Origin of the sequence: Pseudomonas sp. D4-21, from assembly GCF_051132125.1 — a bacterium.
In the GTDB taxonomy this organism is placed as follows: Bacteria; Pseudomonadota; Gammaproteobacteria; order Pseudomonadales; family Pseudomonadaceae; genus Aquipseudomonas.
In genome coordinates, this window is the sequence record NZ_CP071664.1 from 4,890,720 (window position 1) to 4,916,168 (window position 25,449).

The window sequence follows — 25,449 nt, forward strand, 5'->3', positions numbered from 1 at the left end:
CAGCGGGAGCAAGCGCCCTCGCCACAGGTTGTGAGGCAATTGCTTGCTACAACCCCCCATTCGCCTGGAACCCCACACCCAACGCCGTAAACAACGACAACGGCAACAACAAAGTATCGAGCAACGCGCTCCCAGGCAGATCGAGGCCCGGATAGCTCGGCGCCTCAGCGCCAAAGCGGTCCTTGGCGCAGCAACCGCCGTTCAGCGCATAAAGATCCAGGCGCGTCCCGGCGTACACCACCGGAGCACCCGGCTTGGCGGCGTCGAGGGTGCGGGCGGTGGCGCAACCGGTCAGTTGCAACGCCAGCAACACCGCCAGCAGCTTATTCATCGCTGCTCAAATGATGCTCGCCCCAACGTGGCAGCATGTCTTGGGGAATGTTCATCAGGTTGAGGATCCGGGCGACCACGAAATCGATCAGGTCATCGATGGTCTGTGGCTGATGATAGAAACCCGGCGAGGCCGGCAAAATGGTCACGCCCATGTTCGACAGCTTGAGCATGTGCTCCAGGTGAATGCTCGAATACGGCGCTTCCCGGGGCACCAGGATCAACTGGCGACGCTCCTTGAGCGTGACGTCCGCCGCCCGTTCGATCAGGTTGTTGCAGGCACCGGTGGCAATCGCCGACAGCGTCCCGGTGGAACACGGCACCACCACCATCGCCGCTGGCGCGCCGGAGCCGGAGGCCACCGGCGACATCCAGTCTTCCTTGCCATACACACGAATCTGCCCCGCCGCCGCTCCGGTGTACTCGGTGAGGAAGGCCTGCATCATCTGGGTCTTGGGTGGCAAGGTCACGTCGGTCTCGGTGGCCATCACCAGTTGCGCGGCCTTGGAGATGAGGAAATGCACTTCGCGGTCTTCGCGCACCAGGCAATCGAGCAAGCGCAAGCCGTACTGGGCGCCGGACGCACCAGTCATCGCCAGCGTGATGCGTTCCGGGCCATTGCCCTGCAAGCGAGTGTTCATTTCAGCGCCTCGGCCAGTTTGCCGTGCAGGCCGCCGAAGCCGCCATTGCTCATGATCACCACGTGGGTACCGGGCTGGGCCTGGCTTTTGACGCGTTCGATGATGCCTTCCAAGGAATCGCTGACAATCGACGGCACCGTACACAGCGCGGCGGTGGCGGCCAGATCCCAACCCAGGTTGGCCGGCGCATACCAGATCACCTGGTCGGCATCGACCACGCTTTCCGGCAAGCCGTCGCGGTGGGCACCGAGCTTCATGGAATTGGAGCGCGGCTCGATGATAGCGATCAACGGCGCATCACCGATGCGCTTGCGCAAGCCGTCGAGGGTGGTGGCAATAGCCGTCGGGTGGTGGGCGAAGTCGTCGTAAATGGTGATGCCGCGGACTTCGGCAACCTTTTCCATCCGCCGTTTCACGCTTTTGAACGCGCTCAACGCGGCGATGCCCATGGACGGCACCACGCCGACATGCCGGGCCGCCGCCAGGGTCGCCAGGGCATTGGCGACGTTGTGCTGGCCGGTCATGTCCCACTCGACCACGCCTTGGGGCTGGCCTTCGAACATCACTTCAAACTCAGAGCCGTCATCCTTGAGCAGCTTGACCTGCCACTGACCGCCCGCACCGGTGGTTTGCACCGGCGTCCAGCAGCCCATTTCAATGACGCGCTGCAACGCCGGCTCGGTAGTCGGGTGGATCACCAGGCCTTCGCTGGGGATGGTGCGCACTAAATGGTGAAATTGCCGCTCAATGGCCGGCAAATCGGGGAAGATGTCCGCATGATCGAACTCGAGGTTATTAAGGATCGCCGTGCGTGGACGGTAGTGGACGAACTTCGAGCGCTTGTCGAAAAATGCGCTGTCGTACTCATCGGCCTCGATCACGAAGAACGGCGTGCCACCCAGGCGCGCCGACACCGAGAAATTCTGCGGCACGCCACCTATCAGGAAGCCCGGGCTCATGCCCGCGTGCTCCAGCACCCAGGCGAGCATGCTGCTGGTGGTGGTCTTGCCGTGGGTGCCGGCCACAGCCAGGACCCAACGGCCCTGCAGCACATGGTCGGCCAGCCATTGCGGCCCGGACACGTACGGCAGGCCTTTGTTGAGCACGTACTCCACCGCCGGGTTGCCACGGGACATGGCGTTGCCGATGACCACCAGGTCCGGCGCCGGGTCCAGCTGTGCCGGGTCATAGCCCTGGGTCAACTCGATGCCCTGGGCTTCCAGCTGAGTGCTCATGGGCGGATAGACGTTGGCGTCGGAACCCGTCACGTGATGGCCTAATTCCTTCGCCAAAACCGCCATCGAACCCATGAAAGTGCCGCAAATACCGAGAATATGGATGTGCATAGTCGACCTCGTAAACATGGCCGCAGGTTAGCGTAGGGAGGGGAAAATCGCACCTTGTGTTTAGCCTTCGCACCGAGATCCACTGTGGGAGCGAGCCTGCTCGCGAAGGGCCGCGACGCGGTTATCGGGCAATCGCGTGCTTGCGCAGTTTGCGGTAGAGGGTATTGCGGCTGATCCCCAGCTGTTCAGCTGTGTGGGTCATATGCCAGCGCTGGCGCTCCAGCGCATCGAGCAACGCCAGTCGCTCGGCATCTTCCAGCGGGTGTTCTGTCGGGGCTTCTACCTGCTCCACCGGGCATTGGCGGATCACCGCCGGCAAGTCTTCCAAACCAATCCGCCCGCCGTCGCACAACGCAGCGAGGGTACGCAGCACATTGCGCAGCTGCCGCACGTTGCCCGGCCAGTCGAAGCCCAGCAATGCCTGGCGCGCCGGTTCGTCGATAAACAACGTCTCGGCGCCGCTCTCTTCAGCCAACAGGAAATCCAGCAGCTGAGATTTGTCACTGCGCTCACGCAACGCCGGCAACGGGATTTCCAAGCCATTGAGGCGGTAATACAGATCCTCGCGAAAACTGCCATCGCGCACCCGGTCGAGCAATTGCCGGTGAGTGGCGCTGATGATGCGTACGTTCACCGCCTCGGGTTCGCCGCCGATGGGCACCACGAGGCGATCTTCCAGCACCCGCAGCAAGCGAGTCTGCAAGGCCAGCGGCATGTCGCCGATTTCATCGAGAAACAGCGTGCCGCCGTCGGCCTGTTGCAACTTGCCGCGCATGCCCTCTTTTCTCGCGCCGGTGAAGCTGCCGCCGCGATAACCGAACAGCTCGCTTTCGATCAGGCTTTCTGGAATCGCGGCGCAGTTGAGGGCGACGAAGTTTTTCTCGGCGCGCTGGCTGGCATGGTGCACAGCCTTGGCAAACGCCTCCTTGCCGGAGCCGGTCTCGCCGTGGATCAGCAGCGGCACATCGCGTTCGTAGACCCGCAGTGCCTTGCGAAAATGTTCCTGCAACGCCGCATCCCCCAGGCAGATCCCCGGCAGACGTGCCGACTCGATGACTTTGAAGGCCGGCGCGACCGGGGCCGGGACGCTACGCGGCTGGCCGCGCAACACGGCAAACAGATGCCGGCCGTCACGGGTGCGCAACGGCCAACTGGCGCTGGCCTGGGCACTGGCCCGGCCCATCAGCTCATCCAGGGAACAATCAAAAAAGTCTTCGACCCGCTGGCCAAGCAAGCCGCCACGAATGTGCCCGAGCAGGTTCAGCGCGCTCTGGTTCACCGCGCAGATCCGCCCTTCGCCGTCGAACGCCATCAGCCCTTCGCTGAACAGCCCCACGGACTCGGCCTGCAGATGGAAGCGCAGTAGCCATTGATTGTCGAAGCAACGCAGGAAATAACAGCTCTCGATCATCTTCGCCGAGAGATTGACCAGGGCCATGGTGTGGAACTGGCTCTGGCGCGACACGTCTGGCCGGGCCGAGGACACATCGAGCACCGCCAGCAGTTCGCCATGAGGGTCGAACACCGGGCTCGCCGAGCAGGTCAGGCCGGTGTGACGGCCGCGAAAATGTTCTTCCTGGTGGATGGTCAGGGCTTGGCGTTCCACCAGGCAGGTGCCGATGCCGTTGGTGCCTTCGCAGGCTTCGCTCCAGTCGGCGCCCAGCCAAAGGCCGGCCCGCTCGAAAATCTTCCGCTCGCTGGGGGCAGTGACGCAGTTGAGGATCACGCCCCGAGCGTCGGTGAGCAGCACAGCGTGGCCGGCGCCGGAAAGTTGTTGATGCAGGCTGGTCATTTCCGTGCCGGCGATATGCAGCACTTGCTGCAAACGCTCGCGGCTTTCCAGCACTCGGCCATGTTCAAGCACCGTCGGCGCCAGGTTCTGCGCCGGGTCGAGGTGATAGTCCTCAAGGCAGCGCAGCCAGGAACGGGCAATCGACGGATCGCTGCCAGGCCCCTGCAAATGGGCCTTGCCCTGGGTGACCGTCAAGACTTGCTGGGCATGGCGACTCAAATGGTTGCTGTGCATTTCTTATTGTTCTCCCCGAAGGACCTTTTTGGACCTGCAGACACATTGCCCCGTGGCGAGGGAGCTTGCTCCCGCTGGGCTGCGCAGCGGCCCCAAAACCTGAGTTTGCGGTGCATCAGGCAGACCGAGTTGGCTGCCTTGGGACCGCTTCGCGGTCCAGCGGGAGCAAGCTCCCTCGCCACAAAAGCGGCTTGTCACCCAAACAGTCCTGCAAGAGAAGCAGTCTTGCCAAAAAAGCGGTCCGCCCATGGCCTCGCCGTCGAAGCCAGCATCCTCCAGCCCACCGACCTTTGCAATGCTGGCGCGACTTGCCGGTCACAGACTGTCTCAGCCATGGCACAAACTGTCACACCCTGCGTATCGCAACCGTGACACAGCCCCTCCGTTTGTCTGACGAATTCCTCCCAAAGTCTTGATTTCCGGGCCCTGCAAGGCAATGGCCCAACCTTTGCTCTAGGCTTAAGTACCAGCGCGAATTTGCGCGGCTCCCTAATAAGCACAAAAGCCAAGGAGAACTCATCATGCGTTACGCTCACCCCGGTACTGAAGGCGCTATCGTTTCGTTCAAGGCCAAATACGGTAACTACATCGGCGGCGAGTTCGTCGCGCCTGTCAAAGGTCAGTACTTCACCAATACTTCGCCGGTCAATGGCCAGCCCATTGCCGAATTCCCGCGCTCCACGGCCGAAGACATCGACAAAGCCCTGGATGCCGCCCACGCCGCCGCTGATGCCTGGGGCGCTACGTCGGTCCAGGCCCGTTCGCTGATCCTGCTGAAAATCGCCGACCGCATCGAAGCGAACCTCGAAACCCTGGCGATCACCGAATCCTGGGACAACGGCAAGGCCGTGCGTGAAACCCTCAACGCCGACATCCCATTGGCAGCCGACCACTTCCGCTACTTCGCCGGTTGCCTGCGAGCCCAGGAAGGCAGCGCCGCCGAGATCGACGGCAACACCGTGGCCTATCACATCCATGAACCATTGGGCGTGGTCGGGCAGATCATCCCGTGGAACTTCCCGCTGCTGATGGCCGCCTGGAAACTCGCCCCGGCTCTGGCCGCCGGCAACTGTGTGGTACTCAAGCCGGCCGAGCAAACCCCGCTGGGCATCTGCGTGCTGATGGAACTGATCGGCGACCTGCTGCCACCGGGCGTGCTGAACGTGGTGCAAGGTTTCGGCAAGGAAGCCGGTGAAGCCCTCGCCACCAGCAAGCGCATCGCCAAAATCGCCTTCACCGGTTCCACCCCGGTGGGCTCGCACATCATGAAATGCGCCGCCGAGAACATCATCCCGTCCACCGTGGAACTGGGCGGCAAGTCGCCGAATATCTTCTTCGAAGACATCATGCAGGCCGAGCCAAGCTTCATCGAAAAAGCCGCCGAAGGCCTGGTGCTGGCGTTCTTCAACCAGGGCGAAGTCTGCACCTGCCCATCCCGCGCCTTGGTGCAGGAGTCGATCTACGACGAATTCATGCAAGTGGTGATGAAGAAAATCGAGCAGATCAAGCGCGGCGACCCGCTGGACACCGACACCATGGTCGGCGCCCAGGCATCCGAGCAGCAATTCGACAAGATTCTTTCGTACTTGGAAATTGCCAAGGGCGAAGGCGCGCAACTGTTGACCGGCGGCCAGGTGGAGAAACTCGAAGGCAACCTTTCCAGCGGTTATTACATCCAGCCGACCCTGCTCAAGGGCACCAACAAGATGCGCGTCTTCCAGGAAGAAATCTTCGGCCCGGTGGTGAGCATCACCACCTTCAAGGACGAAGCCGAAGCCCTGGCCATCGCCAACGACACCGAGTTCGGCCTCGGCGCGGGCCTCTGGACCCGCGACATCAACCGCGCCTACCGCATGGGCCGGGCGATCAAGGCCGGTCGCGTCTGGACCAACTGCTACCACCTGTACCCGGCCCACGCCGCGTTCGGTGGCTACAAGAAGTCCGGCGTCGGGCGCGAGACGCACAAGATGATGCTCGACCACTACCAGCAGACCAAGAATCTGCTGGTGAGCTACGACATCAATCCGTTGGGGTTCTTCTAAGTAAAAAAGGGCGAGGCAGGCAACCCTGCTTCGCCCTTTAGATTGCCTTCGCGAGCAGGCTCGCGAAGGCGGCGGTCCAGCTTGCATCCATGCTGTATGCAACACACCGGTTCCAAGAGCAGCCCCGCTCCAACAGGGCCAAAAAAAATAAAAACAGGTGAACCCTTATGCCAAGCGATCATGCAACCCCGCAACCGGCAACGTCCTCGGTCGATTTCGAAAAAGTCGGCTCCGAATATTTCCAACAACGTGAACTGAAGAAAGGCGCGGCGGGCTGGGTCCTGCTGGTAGGCCTGGGCGTGGCCTATGTCATTTCCGGCGACTACGCTGGCTGGAACTTCGGCCTGGCCCAGGGCGGCTGGGGTGGGATGTTCCTCGCCACGCTGCTGATGGCCGCGATGTACCTGTGCATGTGTTTTTCCCTCGCCGAGCTGTCTTCGATGATCCCCACCGCCGGCGGCGGCTACGGTTTTGCCCGCAGCGCATTCGGGCCTTGGGGCGGATTCCTCACGGGAACCGCGATCCTGATCGAATACGCCATTGCCCCGGCGGCGATTGCCGTGTTCATCGGCGCCTATTGCCAGTCGCTGTTCGGCATTGGCGGCTGGATGATCTACCTGGCGTTCTACATCATCTTCATTGCCATCCACATTTTCGGCGTCGGGGAAGCCCTCAAGCTGATGTTCATCATCACCGCCGTCGCCGCCCTGGCACTGGGGGTTTTCCTGGTGGCGATGGTGCCGCACTTCAACGTCGCCAACCTGCTGGACATTCCGGTCACCGAGGCCGCTGGGGCCAGTTCGTTCCTGCCGTTCGGCTACGTCGGCGTCTGGGCGGCCATCCCTTATGCGATCTGGTTTTTCCTCGCCGTGGAAGGCGTGCCGCTGGCCGCTGAAGAAACCAAGAACCCCAAGCGCGACCTGCCGCGCGGCCTGATCGGCGCGATGCTGGTGCTGGTGGCCTTTGCCCTGCTGATTCTGGTGATCGGCCCGGGCGGCGCGGGCTCCAACGCGTTGATGGCGTCGGGCAACCCACTGGTGGAAGCCCTGGCCAAGGCCTACGGCGGCTCGACCTGGATGGGCAACTTCGTCAACCTGGTCGGCCTGGCCGGTTTGATCGCCAGTTTCTTCTCGATCATCTACGCCTACTCGCGGCAGATCTTCGCGCTGTCCCGCGCCGGCTACCTGCCGCGCAAACTCTCGGAAACCAATAAAAGCAAAGCGCCGGTCCTGGCGTTGGTCATCCCCGGCATCATCGGTTTCGGCCTGTCCTTGACCGGCCAGGGCGACCTGCTGATTCTGGTGGCGGTGTTCGGCGCGACCATTTCCTACGTGCTGATGATGGCCGCGCACATCACCCTGCGCATCCGTCGCCCCAAAATGGACCGGCCATACCGCACGCCGGGCGGCATCTTCACCTCGGGCGTGGCGCTGGTGCTGGCGTGTATCGCCGTGGTGGCGGGCTTCCTGGTCGATCCTCGGGTGGTGATCGGCGCCGCGATCATCTATGGAGTGTTAATTGCTTATTTTGCTTTCTACAGTCGGCATCACTTGGTCGCAGGCACGCCCGAAGAGGAATTCGCGGCCATTCAAAAAGCCGAAGAAGCCTTGCACTAAGCCGTAACGTGCCGAAAAACACGGCGCCGCCCAGCGGCGCCGTCACGGAGAACCTGTATGGCCAGTTTTGCACACACGGTCGGCGCCCAGACCTACCGCTTCGACAGCCTCAAAGACCTGATGGCCAAGGCCAGCCCGGCGCGTTCCGGGGACTTCCTGGCCGAGATCGCCGCGCTCAACGATGGCGAGCGCGTGGCCGCGCAAATGGCCCTGGCTGACTTGCCCCTCAGCCATTTCCTGCAAGAAATGCTGATTCCTTACGAGGCCGACGAAGTCACCCGTTTGATCGTCGACACTCACGACAAACAAGCTTTTGCCGTCGTCAGCCACCTCACGGTCGGCGGTTTTCGCGATTGGCTGCTCAGCGAAGCCGCCGACGAACAGAGCCTGCGGGCACTGGCTCCTGGCCTGACGCCGGAAATGGTCGCCGCCGTGTCGAAAATCATGCGCGTGCAAGACCTGGTGCTGGTGGCGCAGAAAATCCGCGTGGTGACCAAGTTTCGCGGCACCCTCGGCCTGCGCGGGCGATTGTCCACGCGCCTGCAACCCAACCACCCCACCGACGAACCCGCCGGCATCGCCGCGAGCATCCTCGACGGCCTGCTCTTCGGCAACGGCGACGCCATGATCGGTATCAACCCGGCCACTGACAGCACCGCCTCGATCTGCGCCATGCTGGAAATGCTCGACGCCATCATCCAGCGCTACGACATCCCCACCCAAGGTTGCGTGCTGACCCACGTCACCACCTCCATCGAAGCGGCGAACCGGGGCGTGCCCCTGGACCTGGTGTTCCAGTCCATCGCCGGCACCGAAGCGGCCAACGCCAGTTTCGGCATCAGCCTGAACATTTTGAAGGAAGGCTACGACGCAGGGCTCAGCCTGAATCGCGGCACCTTGGGCAACAACCTGATGTATTTCGAAACCGGCCAAGGCAGCGCGCTGTCGGCCAATGCCCACCACGGCGTCGATCAACAGACCTGCGAGACGCGGGCCTACGCCGTGGCGCGACATTTCAACCCGTTCCTGGTGAACACGGTTGTAGGCTTCATCGGTCCGGAATACCTCTACAACGGTAAACAAATCATCCGCGCCGGCCTCGAAGACCACTTCTGCGGCAAGTTGCTCGGCGTGCCGATGGGCTGCGACATCTGCTACACCAACCACGCCGAAGCCGACCAGGACGACATGGACACCCTGCTGACCCTGCTGGGCGTGGCCGGGATCAACTTCATCATGGGCATCCCCGGCTCCGACGACATCATGCTCAACTACCAGACCACCTCGTTCCACGACGCCCTCTATGCCCGCCAGACCCTGGGCCTCAAGCCCGCGCCGGAATTCGAAACCTGGCTGGCGAACATGGGCATCTTCACTCAGGCCGATGGCCGGGTGCGGTTCGGCGACAACCTGCCACCGGCGTTTCGTCACGCCCTCGCGCATTTGGGATAAGAGACCTGCCCATGGATAAAAACCCCGTCGATTCGCAAAACCCTTGGCTGAACCTGCGCAACCTCACCCCGGCGCGCATCGCCCTGGGCCGCACCGGCACCAGCCTACCCACCTCGGCGCAACTGGACTTCCAATTCGCCCACGCCCAGGCCCGCGATGCTGTGCACCTGGCGTTCGATCACCAGGGCATCCGCGCACAACTGACTGAGCGTGGCCGTGAAAGCCTGTTGCTCCACAGCGCAGCCAGCGACCGCAATAGCTATCTACAACGCCCGGATCTGGGTCGACGGCTCGACGACGCCTCCGCGCAAATCCTTCAGGACTACGCCGCCGCCCATCCCGGCGGTGTGGACTTGGTCATTGTGGTGGCTGACGGGCTGTCAGCGCTGGCGGTACATCGCCATACGCTGCCGTTCCTGGCGCGCCTGGAAGAACAGATTGCCGCCGAAGGCTGGTCTGTGTCGCCCATCGTTTTGGTGGAACAGGGCCGCGTCGCGGTGGCCGATGAAGTGGCGCAGCGGCTCGGCGCAAAAATGTCGGTGATCCTGATCGGTGAACGCCCCGGCCTCAGCTCCCCCGACAGCCTGGGGCTGTATTTTACCTACGCCCCCAAGGTCGGCCTGACCGATGCGTATCGCAACTGCATCTCCAATGTGCGCCTCGAAGGCCTGAGCTATGGCATGGCGGCCCATCGCCTGATCTATCTGATGCGCGAGGCCTGTCGCCGACAGCTCTCGGGGGTCAATCTGAAGGACGAAGCCCAAGTAAATACTTTAGAGGCGGAAAACGGTGCCGATATGAAAGGTAATTTCCTACTGGCGCCGCCCCCAAGCTGAACCTGTCATGCAATTGCGCTTTTGATCCGCTTTCAGGCAGCATCTGGGCACGGCAGTCCGCCGTTGTTGTCAGACTTGATGTCGACCTTTGCAGACGAGACCTACCATGCGGATTATCCAAGCGACGCTGGAACACCTGGACCTGCTGACCCCATTGTTCGTCAAATACCGGGAGTTCTACGGCTCGCTGCCTTTTCCGGACTCGTCCCGGGCCTTCCTGGAAAAACGCCTGCGCCGCAAGGAGTCGGTGATCTACCTGGCCCTGCCGGATGACGACGACAGCAAGTTGCTCGGCTTCTGCCAGCTCTACCCCAGCTTCTCGTCGCTGTCGCTCAAGCGCGTGTGGATCCTCAACGACATCTACGTCGCCGAAGACGCCCGCCGCCAACTCGTCGCCGACAACCTGATCCGCACCGCAAAAAAAATGGCCAAGGAAACCAACGCCGTCCGCATGCGCGTCTCCACCAGCAGCAACAACGACGTCGCGCAGAAAACCTACGAGTCGATCGGCTTCAAGGAAGACTCCGAGTTCAAGAACTACGTGCTGCCGATCAGTGAAGGGCTTTGACCCCTGCGGCTAGATGAAGCCTCTGTGGCCAGGTGAAACCTTGTGACTGAGTGAAACCCTCGTGGCGAGGGAGCTTGCTCCCGCTGGGCTGCGCAGCAGCCCCAAAACCTGAGCACGCGGTACATCAGGCCGACCGAGCTGCCTGCTTTGGGACCGCTACGCGGTCCAGCGGGAGCAAGCTCCCTCGCCACAAAATCGGTCCGAGCCACGCCTCATCCAGCCAGTCCCCTTGGAAATCCCCCGCTACAAACTCAACACGCGCTTCACAATCCCCACCGTATAATGCCGCTCTTCCCTGCTTGTAAGAAAAAGCTACACACTCTGTAGCCCATACTCAAAGCCAGACCCACCAGCCCCGCCGAGTCGGGCCGCCACCAAGGTGTTACGCATGGATTTCAACCCCCTCGACCTCATCCTGCATCTCGACGTCTACCTCGACATGCTGGTGACCAACTACGGGACGTGGATCTACGCCATCCTGTTCCTGGTGATCTTCTGTGAAACCGGCCTGGTGGTCATGCCGTTCCTGCCGGGCGACTCCCTGTTGTTCATCGCCGGCGCCGTAGCCGCCGGTGGCGCCATGGACCCGGTACTGCTGGGGGGCCTGTTGATGCTCGCGGCCATCCTCGGCGACAGCACCAACTACCTCATCGGCCGTACCGCTGGCGAAAAACTGTTCAGCAACCCCAACTCGAAAATCTTCCGCCGCGACTACCTGCAGCAGACCCACGATTTCTACGATAAACACGGCGGCAAAACCGTGACCCTGGCGCGCTTCCTGCCGATCATCCGCACCTTCGCGCCCTTCGTCGCCGGCGTGGGCAAGATGAATTACCTGCGTTTCTTCGGCTTCAGCGTCCTTGGCACCATCCTATGGGTTGGCGGCCTGGTGACCCTCGGCTACTTCTTCGGCAACGTGCCCTTCATCAAGCAAAACCTGTCGCTGCTGGTGGTGGGCATCATCCTGCTGTCGCTGCTGCCGATGATCATTGGCCTGGTGCGCAGCAAAATGAGCCAGCGCGGCTCAAAAGCCGAAACGCGCTGATCGCTCCATGTGGTCCTTGAGCAACTGGCGCCGCCGACGCGCCCTCGCCAAACACCCCGTGGCCGAGGACACCTGGCAACGGGTGCGCCAGCAATTGAGCTTCCTCGACGGCATCAGCGCCGAAGAAGACCAATGGCTGCGTGAAGCCTGCGTACTGTTCCTGCACGACAAACACCTCACCGCCCTGCCCGGCGTCGAACTGCACCAGGAACAACGCCTGCTGCTCGCCGCCCAGGCCCAATTGCCACTGATGCACCTCGGCGACCTGAACTGGTACCAGGGCTTCCACGAAATCGTCCTCTACCCCGACGACTTCCTCAGCCCCCAACGCTACCGCGACGCCAGCGGCATCGAGCACGAATGGGACGGCGAACACAGCGGCGAAGCCTGGCCCCAAGGCCCGATCATCCTGGCCTGGGACGGCGTGATGGCCAGCGGCGGCTGGGACGGTTACAACCTGGTGATCCACGAACTGGCGCACAAACTCGACATGCTCAACGGCGACGCCAACGGCCTGCCACCGCTCCACGCCGACATGCGCGTCAGCGACTGGGCCGACGCCATGCAACATGCATTCGATGATCTGGACCGCCAGCTCGACCACAACCCCGACGCAGAAACCGCCATCGATCCCTATGCCGCCGAAAACCCCGCCGAGTTCTTCGCCGTCACCAGCGAATACTTCTTCAGCGCCCCGGATCTGCTGCACCAGGCCTATCCTCGGGTGTATGAACAGCTCAAGGCGTTTTACCGCCAGGATCCGTTGGCCCGGCTGCGGCAACTTCAGGCCGAAGATCCGGTCTATCAGGCGTCATACTAAGGTCTAGGGCAAAGCCCAAGACCCTGGTAGCGTGGCAACAGCGGCCGAATATGCCTATAATCGCCGCCACTTTTTGGTCAATCCGACCAGTCATCTGGTCAACTAACGGGGGCACCGCCCAATGAGCTACAGCAAGATTCCGGCTGGCAAAGACCTGCCGAACGACATCTACGTCGCGATCGAAATCCCGGCCAACCACGCCCCGATCAAATACGAAATCGACAAAGACAGCGATTGCCTGTTCGTTGACCGTTTCATGGCCACCCCGATGTTCTACCCGGCCAACTACGGTTACATCCCCAATACCCTGGCCGACGACGGCGACCCCCTCGACGTGCTGGTCGTAACCCCTTACCCAGTGGCTCCAGGCTCGGTCATCCGCGCCCGTCCAGTCGGCATTCTGAACATGACCGACGACGGCGGCGGCGATGCCAAAGTCATCGCAGTACCCCACGACAAACTGTCGCAACTGTACGTCGATGTGAAGGAATACACCGACCTGCCACCACTGCTGATCCAGCAGATCGAGCACTTCTTCGCGAACTACAAAGACCTCGAAAAAGGCAAGTGGGTCAAGATCGAAGGCTGGGCCGGCGCAGACGCCGCCCGCGAAGCGATCACCAAGTCGGTTGCCGCCTACAAAGGCTGAGACCGAACTTAAAAAGAACCCCGGTTAACCGGGGTTTTTTTATGCTTGGACCCTGGCTAATACAACTTCGTATTACCAGCGTTTACCTGCGTTTATCCCGCTAGTTTTGGTTCCTGCAAACGGAAAGATCATCTTATAAATTCACACGACATGTTTATTGCCGAAAGCACAGTCGCCCCTAAACTTTCCGTTTATGAAAATACATTCCAGTGGCGACCGCTTCAGAGCCCTTCTCAAAGAAGCCAACATCCGATCCGCCGACTTCGCGAAGTTGTACGGCGTAAAATCGCAGCATGTAAATAACTGGTTCAACCGTGGCATCCCACCGGGACGCATCTACAGCATCGCCGGCCTGCTCACCGTCAGCCCGCAATGGCTCGCCACCGGCGAAGGCCCGCAAACCCCACTGGGCCTCGGCCCCGGCACCACCTATGAAGCCGCCGAAAACGACGGCGTCTACAGCGTGGCGGAAACCACGGACATCGAACTGCCGTTCTACAAGGAAGTCCCGATTGCCCCCGGCGAAACCAAAACTTACATCACCGAAATCCCCGATCAATCCATCCGCCTGCCCCGCACCCACCTAGAATCCCTGGAAATCGACCCCAGCGACGCCATCTGCACCACCATGGTCGGTGACAGCATGGCCGAACGCATCGAAGACGGCTCCACCCTCGCCATCGACCGGGGTCTGACCCAAATCGTCGACGGCCAAATCTACGCCCTCGAACACGACGGCATGCTGCGCATCAAATACCTGCACCGCATCCCCGGTAACCGACTTCGGCTGCGCAGCCACAACAGCGCCGCCTACCCCGACGAAGTCTTCAGCGCCGAACAGATCGACGCACAACACATCCACGTGATCGGCTGGGTGTTCTGGTGGTCAACCCTCAACAAACAGAGACCGCCGGTGTCCGATTGACTTCCCAACGGCAGGGATCGCTTTTCGTGGCGAGGGAGCTTGCTCCCGCTGGGCTGCGCAGCAGCCCCCGCTGTTCCCCCTGATTCACCCCTAACCCAATGATTCCACACCACTTACCACTGGGATTCCAAAGCAAACCCACGTATCCTCCGCCCCACATTTGCGAGCCCACGCCTCGCACCGACAAGGCAGATCACTTTCTGACCAAGTCCCACAGCCGGCCGCAAGAGCCGGATGTACGTTTTGAAGGCTGGTAAGGTTTGTCAAAAACGAACTGAATCAGTCAACGAGAAGCCGGCCATAAGCCGGCTTTTTATTGTCTGAATTCCAAGGGGTCCAGCGGGTTCTTGCCTATCCGGAACCAATTAAAGATTTGCCCTACAGACCCTATCTCCTTTCCTGACTTATTTCTCCAGCCATCCCCGGCAAAGTCTCGCGCCTTCCTGCGTTGCGAGATGTCTGAATGCGTTTCCCTGACAAGACCCCGTCTCTAAGCGGCGCCATTGGTTCGCTGGTCCTGGCCGTCATGAACAAGCCCAATGTCGAGGCGGTGCTACAGGATTTTCGCAATTGCCTGGGCGACTACGACACCTGGGCGCAAAAGTTCTGGAACGGCCAGACGCTGGACATCGAGCAGGTGTTCAAGGTCGGCAATGAGGTCTCGCTCGCGCCTACGAAGGACGGCGGCAAGCAAGTCAGTGCCGTGGTGGCGAGCTGTCCGGCACAAGGTCCATTGACCCTTGTGCATATGTTCCAGGCATCACGTTTCGTGCCAATCGGCGACACACCGGTGGTGCTCGAGCCCATCATTCGGGACGCGCTGGGGAAAGAAACGTTTGGCGATCCAATCCCATACGTCATCGGCCCCAGCGGCATCCTGGAAATCCCTGAATGCGACCGCGGCCAGCGTTACCGCATCAGCTTTTTTCCGAATGTCACGAGCGATCACGTCAGGGCGCTGTATGCCTCTTATCAAACAACGATCGCCGAGCTCGAAGGTTGGCTGAAAGCCGAGTGGAACGAGTTTCAACCACAGTGGAAGGAATTCTCCGACAGCCGTTTTTTCAAGCGCGTCGACCTGTTGGAGCAGTCTCAGTTACGCGGCTTTGAAAAAGGCCTGTTTGAACTGTGGGACGACATCAAACAGATCTTCGATCTGCTGGCGGACCTTAAGGCCAACAGTGAAAAGCTCCTGGAATACCTCACCGAGGCCGAGCTTGAGCAACTGCTGGAAACTTCGTCAGAGGCGATCGCCAAAGCGCTGATGATCCTGAGCGATGAGCCCTTGCTCTTCGTCTACACGGCGGCGTTCACCAGTTGGCTGCGGATGCTACCGCCGCAGTACATGGCCGAAGTCATGGGGGAGATGCGCGCCGAGGTCTTGATCAACTTCATCCTGATAATCGTTACCGGCGGCTTAGGCATAGGCCTGCGCCTGAGCGGCAAGGCGCTGCGCTTGGTTCGCTCGGAACGAGCCCGCGCATGGTTGCAGGCCTCGAGCCAACGCCTGGGCCAACTCGGTGGCGACAGCCTTAACGCTCATGCCGATGTGCTCAAGCCGGTCGTGATTGCGGGGCGAGGACCTTCAGTGGGGCCGGCGCCTGTCAGACCCTTGCAAATCACCACGGGAGACTCCCCACCTCTGTCGGTCAGCAATCCTGCCGCGATCGTGCGGGAAAAATCCCAGCCTTCCACTCAGCTAAACAAGTACGAGCCCCACGACGACGCCCCCGCCCAATCGAAAAACCCCAACGGCGACCCCGCCGACAGCGCCGCCCAGACCCGCACCGACGGTTGCCCGGTGTCCATGGTCACCGGCGAAGAGCTGCTCACCCTCGATGACGGCACCCTCGACGGACGCTTGCCCTTCGTCTTCACCCGCCTCTACCGCACCAGCGCCGCCGACCTGGACATCGGCCTCGGCCGCGGATGGACCCATGCCCTGGCCCATCGCCTGTTGATCGACGGCGAGCAGGTGACCTGGGTCGACCAGGAAAACCGCCGCACCACGTTTCCCCGGCCCAGCCTGCAACGCCCAGCCATCCACAACAGCCTGGCCCGCGCGGCGATTTACCTGAGCCGCGAGCCGGACGAATTGATCGTCGCCCAGCCCGGCGAAGACGCTCCTTTCCTACATTTTCGCGACGGTCATCTGATCGCCCTGAGCGATCGGTACGACAACCGCCTGACCGTCCAACGCAACATCTACGGCGACATCAGCCGTCTGGACAACGGTGCCGGCCGCTGTTTGCGTTTGCGCTACGAACATCGGCACCTGGTCGCCATCGACTATCAGAGCTTCCACCCGGCGCTGACCCTTGACGAAGCCTGGCGCACTGAACAGACCCTGGTGACCTACCGCTACGATGCGCGTTTGCGCCTCATCGAAGCGACCAACGCCGCCGGCGAGAGCGAGCGCTACGACTACGACGACCAGCACGTCATCCTCCAGCGGCAACTGGCCGGGGGCGCGAGTTTCTACTGGGAGTGGCAAGGCCTCGGCCCGGCGGCGCGCTGTGTCCGGCATTGGGCTTCGTTCGCGCAGATGGACAGCCGCTACACGTGGGGCGACGACGGCAGCGTCACGGTCCGGCATATCGATGGCAGCCAGGACGTGTATGTCCACGACGACCGCGCGCGGCTGGTGCGCCAGGTCGATCCCGCCGGCGGCGAACACCTCAAGGCTTATGACGAACAGGGCCGGCTGATCGCCGAGCAAGACCCGCTGGGCGCCGTCACCGAATACCGCTACGACGAAGTCGGACGGCTGGTGGCGCTGATTCCGCCGGAAGGCGAGCCCACGTCCTACGAATACCGAAACGGTTTCCTGCACGCCCGGACTCGCGGCAAGGCCGTGTGGACCTACTGGCGCAATGCCCAGGGCGACATCATCGAAGTCGTCGACCCGGCTCGCCAAAGCACCTGGTATCACTACGACGACCAGGGGCAACTGAACACCATCAGCTACCCGGACGGCGGTGCCCATCATTTTGTGCGAAACCCGTTGGGCCAACTGACGGAAGAAATCCTGCCGGACGACGGCCAGCGAGTTTTTTCCTACGACGCCCTGGGCCGCCTGCTGACCCGTCAAGACGAAAGCGGCGCCGTCACCCATTACCAATGGGACGCCGTGGGCCGCTTGCTACAGACCACCCTGCCCACCGGCGCGACCCGTGCATGGAGCTACAACGCCTACGGCAAGGTCACCGCGAAGCGGGACGAACTGGGGCGCATCACCCGCTACGAATACGCCGACGATCTGCACCTGGTCAGCCGCCGCCTCAACCCCGACGGCAGCGAACTGAAGTACCGCTACGACTCGGCGCGGCTGTTGCTGACCGAAATCGAGAACGAATCCGGCGAAAAGTATCAGCTGGACTACACGCCCAACGGACTGATCCGACAGGAAACCGGCTTCGACGGCCAGCGCACCGGCTATGCCTACGACCTCAACGGCCACCTGCTGGAAAAGACCGAGTTCGGCGCCGACGGCAGCCAGCGGATCACCGCCTACCAACGCGACACCGCCGGCCGCCTGCTGCGCAAGACCTTGCCCGACGGTGCCACGGTCGAGTACGGCTACGACGCCCTCGGGCGACTGATCAGCGTTGAAGACGGCCATTGGCCGCTGGCCTACGAATACGACAACCAGGACCGCCTCGTCGCCGAACACCAGGGTTGGGCGAGCCTGCATTATCGCTACGACGATGTCGGCCGGTTGGTACATTGCCGCCTGCCCGATCGCAGCACCCTGGATTACCGCCACCTGCGAGGCGGGGCGCTGATCGCCATCGACCTCAACGGCACGTGCCTGACCGAACACCGCTTCAAGGGCGGCCGCGAACGCCAGCGCCAGCAGGGCCAGTTGCTCAGCGACTACAGCTACGACGAACAGGGTCGCCTCAAGGCCCAGACCGTGTGGCAAAGCCAGCAAAAACAACTGTTCTGGCGTGACTATTCCTACAGCGCCAACGGCAACCTCGCCGCGCTTTCCGACACGCGAAACCGACGCGGCTACCACTACGACGCGCTGGATCGCCTGGTGCGCATCGACTACGCCCACAGCCAACCCCCGGAACACTTTTCCCACGACCCGGCCGGCAATGTGTTGTTCAACGACCGTCCCGGCCCGACCACCCTCAAGGGCAACCGCCTGCTGATGGAGGGTGATCGTCACTATGACTACGACGCCTACGGCAACCTGGTCCGCGAACGCCGCGGCCATGCCCAGTGCCTCGTCACGCAATACCGCTACGACAGCCAACATCGGCTCATCGGCGTCACCACCCCCGACGGAAGCGAAACCTCCTACCGCTACGACGCCTTCGGCCGACGCATCGAAAAGACCGTGGACGGCCTCACCACGGAATTCATCTGGCAGGGCGACCAGGTCATCGCTGAAAGCAGCGACCGTCACTACCAGAGCTACGTCTATGAGCCCGGCACCTTCCGCCCCCTGGCCCTGCTGGAAGGCGCAGGCCCGGAAAAAGCCACGCCGTTCTACTACCACCTCGACCACCTCGGCACCCCTCAGGAACTGACCAGCCACCAAGGCGAAGTCGTCTGGGCCGCGCGCTACAACGGCTACGGCAAACTCACCGAACTGCGCCACGGCGACGGCAAGCGCCTGGAACAACCGCTGCGCTTTCAGGGGCAATACCACGACCGGGAAAGCGGCCTGCATTACAACCGGCACCGGTACTACAATCCGGAGACGGGGCGGTATCTGACGCTGGACCCGAGCAAGCTGGCGGGTGGGCTCAATGGGTATCGGTACACCCTGAACCCGACGGGGTGGGTGGATCCGTTGGGGTTGTCATGTTGCCCTGGAGATATTGAGGCCGATGGGCCGTACAGCGAAATAGTGCCCGGGGGAGGTTTGGCTGCGCATGAGGCTCGCGGTGGGCATTTGATTGCAAAGCACGTAGGCAGAACAGATGCACAGCTAGCCCAAAGGATGGAAGCAGAGCCTAATATCCCTGCGGCTTCCACATTCCCTGATAGAGCGACTGCCGAGTCGTCCGCAGCCAGGGGGATAGCCGCCAATAAACAGAACATTGAAGACTTTTTAAATAGCCCAAAGACGAAAACAAAAATCACACATACTTATGCCGAGCCGGTTGGTGTCAGCTTACTGCGCGACCGCGATGATCATATACCAGCGTATAAGGCTTTGTTTGTACTGAAAAAAGACCCTAGGAAACCAGAGGGCTATTTTTTACTGACAGGATTCCCTGAAGCATGAAAACAAAACTTGTCGAACTGCATGATTTTTTTGGCGCCTACTTTCATCAAGACTGGATGATCGAGCATGGAAGCTCAGAAGAAGTCATTAGTTCCTTTTTAGTTGAATCTAATATCGGCATCCTGAGACTCGTCCAGCAGGAAATCGACTCATTGCTTAACGAACAGAGAAGTGAGCAGGACTTAAGAGATTATCTCTTGAAGGAACTTAGCTGTTATTACTGTTACTGGAACGAATGGCAAACCGGCGAACAATGGCTGCTTCATATTGCTAACAGATTAGACATTACAATCAGTCAGCTTGGCCGTCCCAAATGAAAGTTGAGTTGCTCTCGACTGACACACCGCCTTCGCGAGCAGGCTCGCTCCCACATGGGATTCACATGGATGCTGGTGTCGTGTTCCACCCCCGCCACTGAGTCGATAATCAAAAAAACGGAACCCAATCCCAGCGCTCCCGCTCAATTTTAAAGAGACCAACCCAAGACGGAGCCCCGCCGCCATGAACAACCCAACCCTCACCTTCGCCCAACTCCACCCCGGCGACCGCTTCACCTTGCCCGCCGATCACCGCCTATTCACCAAGCTCACCGACAGCACCGCCCGAGAGCACAGCGTGCATTCGATCAATCTCAAGGAAGAAGGCTTCGGTTATCGCGAGGATCCGATCGAGACTCTGCCTCAGGATGCGCCGGTGGCATACGTACCGGTCGGCGGGCCCCTGCGGGCAGGCGGTTAGGCGGAACCGCGCCAGCATTCCCTTTACAGGTATTCGCCTTCCCCCGCGCCGAAGTAGACTGCCAACACACGTAGAACGCTTATCCACGGCAGCACCGGACAATCAGGAATGCTGCACCGCTCTGACCCAAGGAGAAACTCTATGTCCCTTCCGCCCGAAGGCCTTCCGATCTATCGCGTGCTGACCGGCCCAGACGATTCCGCGTTCTGTCATCGCGTCAGCGATGCATTGAAGATGGGTTATATGCTCCATGGCGCTCCCTCCGTCACATTCAACGGAGAACGGGTCATCGTCGCCCAGGCGGTTGTCTGGCCTTCGGCAATGGCACCGGCTTGACAGCAATGCCCCCAAGCAAAAGGCCAGTACTTTTTGGATCCAAGCGAGGAGATTGGGACTTGTCTGATAGGGTTCGAAGGTCTATTTTGTATCCGCATAAGTATATAGCTCTCAGCACTAACAGGGCCTGAGGGCAGACGCGATTTGTATCGGAAAAGAATACAAACGCGACGCCCCATAATAGGGCGTTTCCAGTTCAAATCGATTTGGGCCGTGTTCCCCACGATTGTCTTCCTTTTGAAACAATCCGGTTTCGGATTGCTGCCAGTGTGAAATGTATGTGGATGGCAAGATTGCCATGAGCACATGGACGTCATGATCACGCGCATTGAGTAGCGGATGCTCAATGCCTACAGGGAGGTTGTCATGCTGGATCGCCAACAGTTGGAAGCGTTTGCCTGCGTCATTGAACACAAAAGTTTTGAACGCGCTGCGTCGGCGCTCAACATCACCAGCGGTGCCATATCGCAGCGAATCAAATCTCTGGAAAACTCGCTTTCAACTATCCTGGTCATTCGCGAAAGACCTATCCATCCCACCTCCGCCGGCCAGGCCTTGTTGCAGCATGTCTCGGCATTGCGTTCATTGGAACATGACGTGCTCAGGCGTCTTTCGCACAGGGGCAACACCACTTCCAAGGTCGCCATCGGCGTACATCCCGATTCACTCAACACCTGGTTTGCGCCGTTATTGATCGAACTGATGCGAGCGGACCGGGTTTGTGTGGAGGTCATTTCCGATGATCGTTGTTCGAGTCTCAATATCCTGAAGCGCGGTGATGTCCAGGGGTGTGTATCAGTCATTGCCGATACCCTCGATGGCTTCGAAGTACATCCTCTGGGGGCCATGGAATACAAATGCGTCAGCACGCCTGGCTACATGCGCCGTTACTTGGCCCGGGGCCTGGGAACGCACTCCCTGCTCGACGCACCGGCCATCACGCGGGGACGCAACGATACCCGTCATACCGCCTTCCTGCGCGAATTGCTGGGCGTCTCCATCGAGCGATTTCCCTGCCACTACTTGCCTTCGCTGCCGAGAGTCCAGGACGCGGTCCTGGCGGGACTTGGCTACGCGCTGATACCCGCGGATGTCGCTGCGCCGTTGATTGACGAGGGTCAGTTGGTCGATCTGATGCCCCAGAGCAGCTACAGGGAGCCCCTTTACTGGCACGGCTGGATGAACCACTCAGTCGTCAAGGATCTGGTGGCGAAACGAATCATCGACACTGCCAGCAGGTCTCTTCAACCCACGCCATGTTGAACGAGCTGCCATGACGTCAAGACTTGTTAAGCGTTACTGCCGCCGCTTCAAAAAAACTAACGCTCGGTTTGCGCTAAAGGCTGGGGGCGTAGAATCGGGCGATATCCAGCAGGGGTGAGCGAGGGGCTCGTCATCGTGAAAAGTACTGAATTACCTGCTTACCACGTACACCTCATGACACCTGACGCCATATTGGAATGCTTGATCGACTGCCAAGGCAGCGATACTTGGAGACACATGCTTGCCCAACGATTTTCCAGCCCGCGTGATTGCGTCGCCGAAATATTCAACCCATTAAGACCAGGCGCTGCTTACTGTTGTACGCGTGAGGATGGTAGTCCTTCAGGATGGGCCGTTTACTTTCGTTTTCACGAGCGTGCCGGTTATGACGGCAGCATGAAGTTGGTCTTGCACAGTGACGATGAAGACGCCACGTTCACCGTCTTCGATGTGCTGTCCTCGGCCTGTGCATCACATGGTCTGGAACAAGGCGTACACACGCTTATCTGCGTGGTGGACAGCAAGATGAAACAACTCGCTGCCTGGTTTTCCAGCAGTCCGTTCAGGCTAGGCGGCGCGGTGGGAGCAAGTGGGGATTCAACGTTGAATGTCTTCTACAGGAAGTTACCAGATGATTCGGCCAGCCACTCCTGACGATTTACCCTCCATGGTGGAAACCTATAACCAGGCAATTGCCGACAAGGTTTTCGCCAATTGCGATGTTCCCCACCACAGCATTGAAAAGTTCGAACTTACCTATTTCGGAAAAAACCAGCGGTTTGCGGTCCTCGTTTATCTTTCCAGCGCGGGGGATACGGTCGCTTGGGGCGCACTCAAGCCGTTTTCAGCCCGACCGGACGATGAAACCATGGCGGAAGTTGCCGTATATGTACGACGGGACATGCGCGCACGCGGCGTGGGTATTCGATTGTTGCAGGCACTGGAGGTCTCTGCGCGCGAGGCCGGTTTCGAATCGTTGGTTGCCATTATCTTGGGGCCGAACCACGCCAGCGCTCGCGGGTGTATTTCCCAAGGCTTTTACGAATGTGTACGAATCCCACAAATCGCCAAGTTGGAAAACAATCTGGTCGACATAGTCTGGCTACAGAAAAAAATGGAAGGGAATACTCATGGTGTCAGTCGTTGACGAGTCGTATCAGCTGGGAACCTTTCGAGACAACGAGGACTCCTTGCGTCGCCTGAAATCCCAAGCGGGCATCGCGCTGGATCTGGAGTTCGATCACCTGAGACAAGCCGGATTGGCTGAAGGGCAGCGGGTGCTCGACGTGGGTTGCGGTCCCGGCATCATTACGACGCAGATTGCAATTCGTACGAAACCGAGCAGGTTGCTGGCACTCGATTGCAATCAGATAAGCGTCAATGAAACACGCGAGCAACTGTCCGTCGCGGGGGTTGATCAAGCTCAGGTTCGCCAGTGCAATCTTTATGACGATCGATTGACCGACCCGGGGCAGTTCGACTTCAGTTACGCTCGATTGGTGTTCCAGCACTTATCGGACCCGCTGGGTGCCCTGCGCAATATCCATCGCAGCCTGGCGATTGGCGGCCGCTTGTGCATTTGCGACATCGATGACCGCTGGTTTGGCGCATCGCCCCAGCCGCCCGAACTGCAGTCATTTCTTGCCCGCGTGGCCAAGGCTCAAGCCGCTCGCGGCGGCGACCGTCACGTGGGCAGCAAGCTGGCCCATTATCTGGAACGAGCCGGTTACGGCGACATCCGCTGCAGCATGCTGTTGGTGTCCACTTCGCTGATCGGAGCCTCGGCGTTCTGCGACCTGGTATTCGGCTACAAGATGGAAGTGCTTCCCGAGGCCGAACTCGAAGCGGCCCGGCGCGAATTGGCGATCATCCAGGACAGCATCGAGAGTCCAGGTGGCTGGGCGGGGATCGGCGTATTCTTCGTATCCGCAGCGAAACAGTAACTGAAAGGAATCACGGAGCATCCCATGCCTGACAAAGCCCAACTGAACGCGGCCACGAACCAGAAGATTGCGCCCTCCGCCCGGATTGCATCGAGCGCAATCCTGGAGGGCGATGTGTCTATCGGCGCAGGCACCGTCATCGGACACGGCGCGGTCCTCGTCGCAGAGGGCGGCACGCTGAGGATCGGTGAAAATTGTATCGTCATGGAAAACGCCGTCATCCGCAGCACTGCCCATAACGACTGCCAGATCGGCAACCATGTGATGGTCGGGCCGCACTGTCACCTGACAGGCTGCCGGATCGACGACGAGGTATTCATTGCCACCGGCGCTTGCGTTTTTAATGGCGCCCACATTGGCAAAGGCGCGGAAGTCCGCATCAATGGTGTCGTTCACATCAAGACCGTGATGGAAGCAGGCGCCATGGTGCCGATCGGCTGGGTCGCGGTAGGCGATCCGGCCCAATACTTCCCCGCCGACCAGCATGAGCAGATCTGGAACGTCCAAAAGACGCTGGATTTCCCCCGCTATGTATTCGGCGTCGATCGCGAGAGCGAAGGCGTTGTCAGGCAGATGATGGAGCGCTACGCACGCTTCCTTCGCAAGCAGCAGGTGGATGATGAATGATGAGCCCGGGCGTATCGTCGGCCCGCTCGTCGACGGCCACAGCCATGTCGCCTCCACGCGTTTCACCCCCCTGAGCTTCCTGGAGGGCGTCGCTGACAATATCGAAGTGAAGCTCCAGGCCAGTGGGTTTCCGGTTCCCAGGTCCAGGATCATTGATCAGTTCCAGCGGGACCTATGCGACCACCAGGGTGACGCTCAAGTCGCCGCTATGGACCGCTCGGGCATCCATCGCTCCGTCCTCCTGCTGCCGGACTTCACCTATGCATTGCCGGACAGCGAACTGAGCATTGAAGAAATGTTCCAGGAACACCAGGCCATTCTCCAACGCCACGCGGGGCGCTTCGAAGTCTTCGCCGGCGTCGACCCACGCTGGGGTAAGGACGGACTCGACCTGTTCATACGCGGGATCGAGACGTACGGCTTCAGCGGCTTGAAGCTCTACCCGCCTTGCGGATACCAGGCCAACGATCCGTTGCTGGAGCCCTTCTATGAATATTGCAACGCTCATCGTCTGCCCGTCCTGTTGCACATCGGGCCGACATCCCCGGCGCTGTCCTTTGCCCATGCCCAAGCCCGCTGGGTGGACGAACCCGCGCGCCGCTATCGGGACATCCCGTTCATCCTGGCCCACGGCGCGGTCAATGATCAGACACAATGCATTGAGCTGTGCAAGTACCGTCCCAACGTCTATCTCGACTTGAGCGGCGCACAGCATTCAATCGACTCTCGCGGCCAGGCGCCCATGTTGAAAGCGTTGTTCGAGAATGAGATCAATCACAAGATCATCTTCGGCACGGACTGGCCCATCAATAATCATGAATCGATCAACAGGCGCCTTCGCTCGTTCATCGTTGACCCCGAACACGCTATCAGTGACCACGACGCCAGCCTGATTCTTTCGGGGAACATGCAACGCCTGCTCAATGGAATCGCGCCGCGCGATCGATGATAGCGCCGATCCGGCGAGCATTACGCCCACAAGCGCAATGCTCAGGGCGCGC

The 25,449-nt window shown here is 60.5% G+C and carries 23 protein-coding genes; 19 read left to right on the forward strand and 4 right to left on the reverse strand.

The features are described from left to right. Positions 1-46 precede the first annotated feature (46 nt). From J3Q04_RS22055 to J3Q04_RS22070, 4 genes are all read right to left on the reverse strand, one after another. Positions 47-331 (reverse strand): YceK/YidQ family lipoprotein, encoded by a 285-nt coding sequence (locus J3Q04_RS22055; RefSeq protein ID WP_434609375.1) that lies wholly within the window; start codon positions 329-331, stop codon positions 47-49. After that, the gene (gene ubiX / locus J3Q04_RS22060) at positions 324-971 is read right to left on the reverse strand and encodes a flavin prenyltransferase UbiX (RefSeq protein WP_420767346.1); all 648 of its coding nucleotides are present in this window, start codon (positions 969-971) and stop codon (positions 324-326) included. Before ubiX ends, J3Q04_RS22055 begins: the two co-directional genes overlap by 8 nt. After that, positions 968-2,317: a UDP-N-acetylmuramate:L-alanyl-gamma-D-glutamyl-meso-diaminopimelate ligase gene (gene mpl, locus J3Q04_RS22065; protein WP_434562118.1), complete on the reverse strand. Its 1,350-nt coding sequence runs from the start codon at positions 2,315-2,317 to the stop codon at positions 968-970. The genes ubiX and mpl overlap by 4 nt, the downstream gene beginning before the upstream one ends. Positions 2,318-2,438: 121 nt before the next feature. Further along, on the reverse strand, positions 2,439-4,343 hold the full coding sequence (locus tag J3Q04_RS22070; protein WP_434609373.1) for a sigma-54-dependent Fis family transcriptional regulator: 1,905 nt from the start codon (positions 4,341-4,343) through the stop codon (positions 2,439-2,441). A gap of 521 nt (positions 4,344-4,864) precedes the next feature. Here J3Q04_RS22070 and exaC point away from each other — a divergent pair. From exaC to J3Q04_RS22165, 19 genes are all read left to right on the forward strand, one after another. After that, on the forward strand, positions 4,865-6,385 hold the full coding sequence (gene exaC / locus J3Q04_RS22075; protein WP_434562114.1) for an acetaldehyde dehydrogenase ExaC: 1,521 nt from the start codon (positions 4,865-4,867) through the stop codon (positions 6,383-6,385). 167 nt (positions 6,386-6,552) lie between these two features. Continuing rightward, a complete protein-coding gene (gene eat, locus J3Q04_RS22080) occupies positions 6,553-8,001 on the forward strand; it encodes an ethanolamine permease (RefSeq protein WP_434609370.1) in 1,449 nt (482 codons plus the stop codon). A 57-nt stretch (positions 8,002-8,058) separates the two neighbouring features. After that, positions 8,059-9,453 (forward strand): ethanolamine ammonia-lyase subunit EutB, encoded by a 1,395-nt coding sequence (locus J3Q04_RS22085; protein WP_434609367.1) that lies wholly within the window; start codon positions 8,059-8,061, stop codon positions 9,451-9,453. A gap of 11 nt (positions 9,454-9,464) precedes the next feature. Further along, complete coding sequence (gene eutC, locus J3Q04_RS22090; RefSeq protein ID WP_434562108.1) at positions 9,465-10,289, forward strand: ethanolamine ammonia-lyase subunit EutC; 825 nt, start codon at positions 9,465-9,467, stop codon at positions 10,287-10,289. A 106-nt stretch (positions 10,290-10,395) separates the two neighbouring features. After that, entirely contained in the window at positions 10,396-10,857 is a 462-nt protein-coding gene (locus J3Q04_RS22095; RefSeq protein WP_420767353.1) for a GNAT family N-acetyltransferase, read from the forward strand. Positions 10,858-11,245: 388 nt separating this feature from the next. Beyond that, positions 11,246-11,902: a DedA family protein gene (locus tag J3Q04_RS22100; protein WP_434562106.1), complete on the forward strand. Its 657-nt coding sequence runs from the start codon at positions 11,246-11,248 to the stop codon at positions 11,900-11,902. A 7-nt stretch (positions 11,903-11,909) separates the two neighbouring features. Further along, the gene (locus tag J3Q04_RS22105) at positions 11,910-12,722 is read left to right on the forward strand and encodes a zinc-dependent peptidase (protein ID WP_420767355.1); all 813 of its coding nucleotides are present in this window, start codon (positions 11,910-11,912) and stop codon (positions 12,720-12,722) included. 121 nt (positions 12,723-12,843) lie between these two features. Next, positions 12,844-13,371, forward strand: coding sequence for an inorganic diphosphatase (gene ppa / locus J3Q04_RS22110; protein ID WP_003205933.1), 528 nt, complete (start codon positions 12,844-12,846; stop codon positions 13,369-13,371). Between the two features lie 193 nt (positions 13,372-13,564). Beyond that, positions 13,565-14,296, forward strand: a complete 732-nt coding sequence (locus J3Q04_RS22115; RefSeq protein ID WP_420767356.1) for a LexA family transcriptional regulator — start codon at positions 13,565-13,567, stop codon at positions 14,294-14,296. A 463-nt stretch (positions 14,297-14,759) separates the two neighbouring features. Continuing rightward, positions 14,760-19,541: an RNase A-like domain-containing protein gene (locus J3Q04_RS22120; RefSeq protein WP_434609363.1), complete on the forward strand. Its 4,782-nt coding sequence runs from the start codon at positions 14,760-14,762 to the stop codon at positions 19,539-19,541. Beyond that, positions 19,538-19,858 (forward strand): contact-dependent growth inhibition system immunity protein, encoded by a 321-nt coding sequence (locus tag J3Q04_RS22125; protein WP_434609361.1) that lies wholly within the window; start codon positions 19,538-19,540, stop codon positions 19,856-19,858. Before J3Q04_RS22120 ends, J3Q04_RS22125 begins: the two co-directional genes overlap by 4 nt. Before the next feature lie 184 nt (positions 19,859-20,042). Continuing rightward, positions 20,043-20,279 carry a hypothetical protein gene (locus tag J3Q04_RS22130; protein ID WP_434609358.1) on the forward strand — a complete coding sequence of 79 codons (237 nt, stop codon included), beginning with the start codon at positions 20,043-20,045 and terminating at the stop codon, positions 20,277-20,279. A gap of 141 nt (positions 20,280-20,420) precedes the next feature. Beyond that, positions 20,421-20,615 (forward strand): DUF1737 domain-containing protein, encoded by a 195-nt coding sequence (locus J3Q04_RS22135; protein WP_434609356.1) that lies wholly within the window; start codon positions 20,421-20,423, stop codon positions 20,613-20,615. 366 nt (positions 20,616-20,981) lie between these two features. Then, positions 20,982-21,878: an HTH-type transcriptional regulator ArgP gene (gene argP / locus J3Q04_RS22140; RefSeq protein WP_434609353.1), complete on the forward strand. Its 897-nt coding sequence runs from the start codon at positions 20,982-20,984 to the stop codon at positions 21,876-21,878. Positions 21,879-22,013: 135 nt separating this feature from the next. Further along, entirely contained in the window at positions 22,014-22,532 is a 519-nt protein-coding gene (locus J3Q04_RS22145; protein WP_434635312.1) for a hypothetical protein, read from the forward strand. Further along, positions 22,510-23,025 (forward strand): GNAT family N-acetyltransferase, encoded by a 516-nt coding sequence (locus J3Q04_RS22150; RefSeq protein WP_434609347.1) that lies wholly within the window; start codon positions 22,510-22,512, stop codon positions 23,023-23,025. The genes J3Q04_RS22145 and J3Q04_RS22150 overlap by 23 nt, the downstream gene beginning before the upstream one ends. Before the next feature lie 43 nt (positions 23,026-23,068). After that, positions 23,069-23,821 (forward strand): class I SAM-dependent methyltransferase, encoded by a 753-nt coding sequence (locus J3Q04_RS22155; RefSeq protein WP_434609345.1) that lies wholly within the window; start codon positions 23,069-23,071, stop codon positions 23,819-23,821. 24 nt (positions 23,822-23,845) lie between these two features. Next, on the forward strand, positions 23,846-24,448 hold the full coding sequence (locus J3Q04_RS22160) for a gamma carbonic anhydrase family protein (RefSeq protein ID WP_434609343.1): 603 nt from the start codon (positions 23,846-23,848) through the stop codon (positions 24,446-24,448). Further along, on the forward strand, positions 24,441-25,397 hold the full coding sequence (locus J3Q04_RS22165; protein WP_434609340.1) for an amidohydrolase family protein: 957 nt from the start codon (positions 24,441-24,443) through the stop codon (positions 25,395-25,397). The genes J3Q04_RS22160 and J3Q04_RS22165 overlap by 8 nt, the downstream gene beginning before the upstream one ends. Positions 25,398-25,449 lie beyond the last annotated feature (52 nt).

Bases quoted from the DNA above. Each gene is read 5' to 3' on its own strand.
- J3Q04_RS22055 (WP_434609375.1), bottom strand. From the start codon at position 331: ATGAATAAGCTGCTGGCGGTGTTGCTGGCGTTGCAACTGACCGGTTGC.
- ubiX (WP_420767346.1), bottom strand. From the start codon at position 971: ATGAACACTCGCTTGCAGGGCAATGGCCCGGAACGCATCACGCTGGCG.
- mpl (WP_434562118.1), bottom strand. From the start codon at position 2,317: ATGCACATCCATATTCTCGGTATTTGCGGCACTTTCATGGGTTCGATG.
- J3Q04_RS22070 (WP_434609373.1), bottom strand. From the start codon at position 4,343: ATGCACAGCAACCATTTGAGTCGCCATGCCCAGCAAGTCTTGACGGTC.
- exaC (WP_434562114.1), top strand. From the start codon at position 4,865: ATGCGTTACGCTCACCCCGGTACTGAAGGCGCTATCGTTTCGTTCAAG.
- eat (WP_434609370.1), top strand. From the start codon at position 6,553: ATGCCAAGCGATCATGCAACCCCGCAACCGGCAACGTCCTCGGTCGAT.
- J3Q04_RS22085 (WP_434609367.1), top strand. From the start codon at position 8,059: ATGGCCAGTTTTGCACACACGGTCGGCGCCCAGACCTACCGCTTCGAC.
- eutC (WP_434562108.1), top strand. From the start codon at position 9,465: ATGGATAAAAACCCCGTCGATTCGCAAAACCCTTGGCTGAACCTGCGC.
- J3Q04_RS22095 (WP_420767353.1), top strand. From the start codon at position 10,396: ATGCGGATTATCCAAGCGACGCTGGAACACCTGGACCTGCTGACCCCA.
- J3Q04_RS22100 (WP_434562106.1), top strand. From the start codon at position 11,246: ATGGATTTCAACCCCCTCGACCTCATCCTGCATCTCGACGTCTACCTC.
- J3Q04_RS22105 (WP_420767355.1), top strand. From the start codon at position 11,910: ATGTGGTCCTTGAGCAACTGGCGCCGCCGACGCGCCCTCGCCAAACAC.
- ppa (WP_003205933.1), top strand. From the start codon at position 12,844: ATGAGCTACAGCAAGATTCCGGCTGGCAAAGACCTGCCGAACGACATC.
- J3Q04_RS22115 (WP_420767356.1), top strand. From the start codon at position 13,565: ATGAAAATACATTCCAGTGGCGACCGCTTCAGAGCCCTTCTCAAAGAA.
- J3Q04_RS22120 (WP_434609363.1), top strand. From the start codon at position 14,760: ATGCGTTTCCCTGACAAGACCCCGTCTCTAAGCGGCGCCATTGGTTCG.
- J3Q04_RS22125 (WP_434609361.1), top strand. From the start codon at position 19,538: ATGAAAACAAAACTTGTCGAACTGCATGATTTTTTTGGCGCCTACTTT.
- J3Q04_RS22130 (WP_434609358.1), top strand. From the start codon at position 20,043: ATGAACAACCCAACCCTCACCTTCGCCCAACTCCACCCCGGCGACCGC.
- J3Q04_RS22135 (WP_434609356.1), top strand. From the start codon at position 20,421: ATGTCCCTTCCGCCCGAAGGCCTTCCGATCTATCGCGTGCTGACCGGC.
- argP (WP_434609353.1), top strand. From the start codon at position 20,982: ATGCTGGATCGCCAACAGTTGGAAGCGTTTGCCTGCGTCATTGAACAC.
- J3Q04_RS22150 (WP_434609347.1), top strand. From the start codon at position 22,510: ATGATTCGGCCAGCCACTCCTGACGATTTACCCTCCATGGTGGAAACC.
- J3Q04_RS22160 (WP_434609343.1), top strand. From the start codon at position 23,846: ATGCCTGACAAAGCCCAACTGAACGCGGCCACGAACCAGAAGATTGCG.
- J3Q04_RS22165 (WP_434609340.1), top strand. From the start codon at position 24,441: ATGAATGATGAGCCCGGGCGTATCGTCGGCCCGCTCGTCGACGGCCAC.